This is a genomic window from Kitasatospora putterlickiae (assembly GCF_039527695.1).
Lineage (GTDB): Bacteria > Actinomycetota > Actinomycetes > Streptomycetales > Streptomycetaceae > Kitasatospora > Kitasatospora putterlickiae.
Window position 1 is genome coordinate 15,327 of sequence record NZ_BAAAKJ010000286.1, and the last position, 5,337, is coordinate 20,663.

The 5,337-nt window shown below is 71.7% G+C and carries 4 protein-coding genes; 1 reads left to right on the plus strand and 3 read right to left on the minus strand.

Going from position 1 to position 5,337, the window contains the following annotated elements; genetic code table 11:
* Window positions 1-17: 17 nt before the first annotated feature.
* The 3 genes from purM to ABD308_RS27840 form a co-directional block, all read right to left on the minus strand.
* Complete coding sequence (gene purM, locus ABD308_RS27830) at window positions 18-1,100, minus strand: phosphoribosylformylglycinamidine cyclo-ligase (protein WP_344340096.1); 1,083 nt, start codon at window positions 1,098-1,100, stop codon at window positions 18-20.
* Between the two features lie 83 nt (window positions 1,101-1,183).
* Window positions 1,184-2,767: an amidophosphoribosyltransferase gene (gene purF, locus ABD308_RS27835; protein WP_344340099.1), complete on the minus strand. Its 1,584-nt coding sequence runs from the start codon at window positions 2,765-2,767 to the stop codon at window positions 1,184-1,186.
* A 231-nt stretch (window positions 2,768-2,998) separates the two neighbouring features.
* Complete coding sequence (locus ABD308_RS27840) at window positions 2,999-3,712, minus strand: diacylglycerol kinase (protein WP_344340101.1); 714 nt, start codon at window positions 3,710-3,712, stop codon at window positions 2,999-3,001.
* Between the two features lie 330 nt (window positions 3,713-4,042).
* Here ABD308_RS27840 and ABD308_RS27845 point away from each other — a divergent pair, with 330 nt between their 5' ends.
* Window positions 4,043-5,326, plus strand: coding sequence for an adenylosuccinate synthase (locus ABD308_RS27845; RefSeq protein WP_344340103.1), 1,284 nt, complete (start codon window positions 4,043-4,045; stop codon window positions 5,324-5,326).
* The last annotated feature ends 11 nt before the right edge of the window (window positions 5,327-5,337 follow it).

Below are 5,337 nucleotides of genomic sequence, written 5' to 3' on the forward strand. Positions count from 1 at the left end.
GGCCCGTCGGGCCGGGCTCAGGCGGTGAAGCCCTCGTAGGCGTTGTAGAGGGCCGCGCCGTCCGCGTGCCCGGCGGTGCGCTCGACGATGTCGCCCAGCACCCAGGACTCCACGCCGCGGTCCTCCAGGACCGCCAGCACGGTGTCCACCGAGTGCGGCGGGACGACGGCGACCATGCCGACGCCCATGTTGAGCGTCTTCTCGATCTCCAGGGTGGCCACCTTGCCGACCTCGGCGACGGTCCGGAAGACCGGCAGCGGGGTCCAGGTGCCGCGGTCCAGGCGGGCGTGCAGGCCGTCCGGGATGACCCGGGCCAGGTTGGCCGCCAGGCCGCCGCCGGTGACGTGCGAGAAGGCGTGCACCTCGGCGGCGCGGATCAGCGCCAGGCAGTCCAGCGAGTAGATCCGGGTCGGCTCCAGCAGCTCCTCGCCGAGGGTGCGGCCGAACTCCTCGACCTTGCGGTCCAGCTTCCAGCCGGCCTGGTTCAGCAGCACGTGGCGGACCAGCGAGTAGCCGTTGGAGTGCAGGCCGGAGGCGGCCATCGCGATCACCACGTCGCCGGCCCGGACGCGCTCGGCGCCCAGCAGCGCGTCCGCCTCGACCACGCCGGTGCCGGCGCCCGCGACGTCGTACTCGTCCGGCCCGAGCAGGCCCGGGTGCTCGGCGGTCTCGCCGCCGACCAGGGCGCAGCCGGCCAGGGCACAGCCCTCGGCGATGCCCTTGACGATCGCGGCGACCCGCTCCGGGACGACCTTGCCGACGCAGATGTAGTCGGTCATGAACAGCGGCTCGGCGCCGCAGACCACGATGTCGTCGACGACCATGCCGACCAGGTCGTGGCCGATGGTGTCGTGCTTGTCCATGGCGGCCGCGATGGCCACCTTGGTCCCCACGCCGTCGGTGGCCGAGGCCAGCAGCGGCCGCTCGTAGTTCTTGAACGCGGAGACGTCGAAGAGGCCGGCAAAGCCGCCGAGACCGCCGACCACCTCGGGGCGGTTGGCCTTCTTCACCCACTGCTTCATGAGCTCGACGGCGCGGTCGCCCGCTTCGATGTCGACGCCGGCGGCGGCGTAGGTGGCGCCGTTCTGGTCGGTAGTCACTGCTGTGCGGCCCTCTCGGGTCTGTGGTGGGGGTTGGAACGGCGGTGGGGTCCCGGTCGCGGGACCCCACCGCGGGTTCGTCGTTACGGGCGGCGCAGCGCGTCGGCCGCGCCCGCCCCGCCGAGCAGCGACTGGACGCCGTCCAGGTCGCTGCCGCTGGTCGGCTTGCCGCGGACCGCGGGGGCCTGCTGGCCGCCCTTGATCTCGGCCTCCAGCAGGAGCTTGCCGAGCAGCGCCGGGTCGGGCAGCTCCATCGGGTACTCACCGTCGAAGCAGGCCCGGCAGAGCCGGTCCTTCGGCTGCTTGGTGGCCTCGATCATGCCGTCGATCGAGATGTAGGAGAGCGAGTCCGCACCGAGCGTGCGGCCGATCTCCTCGATGGTCATGCCGTTGGCGATCAGCTCCGCGCGGGTGGCGAAGTCGATGCCGAAGAAGCACGGCCACTTGACCGGCGGCGAGGAGATCCGGATGTGGACCTCGGCGGCGCCCGCCTCGCGGAGCATCTTCACCAGGGCGCGCTGGGTGTTGCCGCGGACGATCGAGTCGTCGACCACGACCAGGCGCTTGCCCGCGATGACCTCGCGCAGCGGGTTGAGCTTGAGCCGGATGCCGAGCTGGCGGATGGTCTGGCTGGGCTGGATGAAGGTGCGGCCCACGTAGGCGTTCTTCACCAGGCCGGAGCCGTACGGGATCCCGCTGGCCTCGGCGTAGCCGATCGCGGCCGGGGTGCCGGACTCGGGCGTCGCGATCACCAGGTCGGCCTCGGCCGGGGCCTCCTTCGCCAGCCGGCGGCCCATCTCCACGCGGGAGAGGTGCACGTTGCGGCCGGCGATGGTGGTGTCCGGGCGGGCCAGGTACACGTACTCGAAGACGCAGCCCTTGGGCCTGGCCTCGGCGAACCTGGAGGTGCGCATGCCGTTCTCGTCGATGGCGATGAGCTCGCCGGGCTCGACCTCGCGGATGAAGGAGGCGCCGCAGATGTCCAGCGCCGCCGTCTCGGAGGCGACCACCCAGCCGCGCTCCAGCCGGCCCAGCACCAGCGGGCGGATGCCCTGCGGGTCACGGGCGGCGTAGAGCGTGTTCTCGTCCATGAAGACGAGCGAGAAGGCGCCCTTGACCTTGGGCAGGACGACCTTGGCGGTCTCCTCGATGGAGAGGTCCGGGTGGCCGGCGAGCAGCGCGGTCACCAGGTCGGTGTCGTTGGTCGCGGCCGTCCGCCCGGAGCGGGAGACGTGCTCCTCGCCGGGGAGTTCGGCGACCATGGCCGCCAGTTCGGCGGTGTTCACCAGGTTTCCGTTGTGACCGAGGGCCAGGGAGCCGTGCACGGTCGCCCGGAAGGTCGGCTGGGCGTTCTCCCAGACCGAGGAACCGGTGGTCGAGTAGCGGGCGTGTCCGACGGCGATATGCCCGTGCAACGACCCCAGGGAGGCCTCGTCGAAGACCTGGGAGACGAGTCCCATGTCCTTGAAGACGAGAATCTGGGAGCCGTTGCTCACTGCGATGCCCGCGGATTCCTGACCGCGGTGCTGCAGGGCGTAAAGGCCGAAGAACGTGAGCTTGGCGACCTCCTCGCCGGGAGCCCAGACACCGAAGACGCCGCAAGCGTCCTGGGGGCCTTTCTCGCCGGGAAGAAGATCGTGGTTGAGTCTTCCGTCACCACGTGGCACGCCTTCGAGTCTAGGCCAGCCGACCCGGCGTTCCGGCACCCGGTCGGCCGGATCTGAGCGGGTGACCGTCGGTAACGCGCGTAGACAAAACCCCTTACCCCGGGCGGGTTTCGGCGGCCGGGGGCGGTCGGCGAACGCGCCCGGCCTTGCGGTTCGCGCCCGTTGACGCGTTCCGGGCGTGCCCGGCGCTTCGCCGCGCGTTCGTCCGCCGTTCGTCCAACGTGAGCCTGCTCACCCGGCGGCCCGCTCGGCGCGGGGCGGCTGGGCGGTGGGCAGCAGCAGGCCCCAGCACCCCGGGTGGACCGTCCAGGTGCGGGCCCGGACCGGGCCGACCGGGTGGCCGTCCGCCTCGTATCCGAAGCCGCGCCCGGCCACCGAGACGCTGGCCGCCCGGGCCCGCAGCAGGGCGCCGGGGGTGCGGACCACGATCTCCATCACGCCCTCGCCGGCCGCGTCGCCGGACGGCAGGCTCACCTGGACCACCCGGACCGGCCGGTGCACATCGGCGAGCAGCCGGCCGTCCGCCTCGACCCGCAGCCGCGAGTTCGGCTCGCCGAGGCCGGGCTCGGGGCGTCCGGCCGGCCCGTTCCGGCCCGCCCGCTCGGAGGTGAGTACGGTCCCCTGCTCGGCCGCAGCCAGTTTCGCCCATAGCGAACGCCAACCGCCCGGACGGCCCGCCGGGCGCCGCACCCCGCTCCCCGCGATCCGCACCCCGCCGAGCGCCACCCCGCCGCCGTCGTCGACCAGCAGGTCCAGCTTGCGCACCGCCCCCGCCAGCACCGCCCGCGCCGCCGCCACCGGGGCGGCCGGAACACCCAGCCCGCGGGCCGCCGCCACCTCCTCCGGCCGGCCGACCGGCACCAGGCCCACCGGGTCCGTCCCCAGCTCACGTTGGCGGTACAGGGCCTGGAGCACCCGCTGGAGCGCGAGATCGGAACCGATCACGACCGGTCGCCTCCGACCGCGGTGCGAAAGCATCCGATCGAGCTCGGAAGGCGTCTCCGGATAGGCCACCTTGACGTCCGTCCCACCGGAGAGAACGTCCTTCGCGATCCGCACCGACTCGCCGTCGGACTGCCGGGCCGCCGGGTCGAGGAGCAGGAGGAGCGGCTCCGGGCCGCCGGTTGCGGGCGTGGACAGGGACGACACAACCGGTCCTTCCTCAGGTAATCTCTCGGTGCAAGAGCCCCTTGCGCTATTGCGCCAGGGGCTTCGTCTATCTCGGGGCAGACTGCGGCCTACGCAGGATGCCCCAACCGGAAGGGGTGTACGCCTGTGCCGGCACTCGTGCTCGTTGGCGCTCAGTGGGGAGACGAGGGCAAGGGGAAGGCGACCGACCTCCTCGGCGGCTCCGTCGACTACGTCGTCCGCTACCAGGGCGGTAACAACGCCGGTCACACGGTGGTCATCGGCGACCAGAAGTACGCGCTGCACCTGCTCCCTTCCGGCATTCTCAGCCCGAATGTGACGCCGGTGATCGGCAACGGCGTCGTCATCGACCCGGGTGTGCTGCTCTCCGAGCTCAACGGCCTGAACGAGCGCGGCATCGACACCTCCAAGCTGCTGATCTCGGGCAACGCCCACCTGATCACGCCGTACCACCGCACCCTGGACAAGGTCACCGAGCGCTTCCTCGGCAAGCGCCGGATCGGCACCACCGGCCGCGGCATCGGCCCGACCTACGCGGACAAGATCAACCGCGTCGGCATCCGGGTCCAGGACCTCTTCGACGAGTCGATCCTGCGCCAGAAGATCGAGGCGGCGCTGCACGACAAGAACCAGCTGCTGGTCAAGCTGTACAACCGTCGCGCCATCCCGGCCGACCTGGTGCTGGAGGAGTACCTCGGCTACGCGGACAAGATCAAGCCGTTCCTCGCCGACACCACCCTGGTGCTCGACGAGGCGCTGAAGGCCGGCAAGGTCGTCCTGCTGGAGGGCGGCCAGGGCACCCTGCTCGACGTCGACCACGGCACGTACCCGTTCGTCACCTCCAGCAACCCGACCTCGGGCGGCGCCTGCACCGGCTCCGGCATCGGCCCCACCAAGATCGACCGCGTCATCGGCATCCTGAAGGCCTACACCACCCGCGTCGGCTCCGGCCCGTTCCCGACCGAGCTGCTCGACGAGGACGGCGAGGCGCTGCGCCGCATCGGCGGCGAGCGCGGCGTCACCACCGGCCGCGACCGCCGCTGCGGCTGGTTCGACGCGGTGATCGCCCGCTACGCGACCCGGGTCAACGGCCTCACCGACTTCTTCCTCACCAAGCTCGACGTGCTCACCGGCTGGGAGCAGATCCCGGTCTGCGTGGCGTACGAGATCGACGGGCGCCGCGTCGAGGAGCTGCCGTACAACCAGTCGGACTTCCACCACGCCAAGCCGGTCTACGAGACGCTGCCGGGCTGGAGCGAGGACATCAGCGGGGCGAAGACCTTCGCCGAGCTGCCGAAGAACGCCCAGGCGTACGTGAAGGCGCTGGAGGAGATGTCGGGCGCCCCGATCTCCGCCATCGGCGTCGGCCCGGGCCGGGACGAGACGATCCAGATCAACTCGTTCCTGTAAGCCGCTGTCGG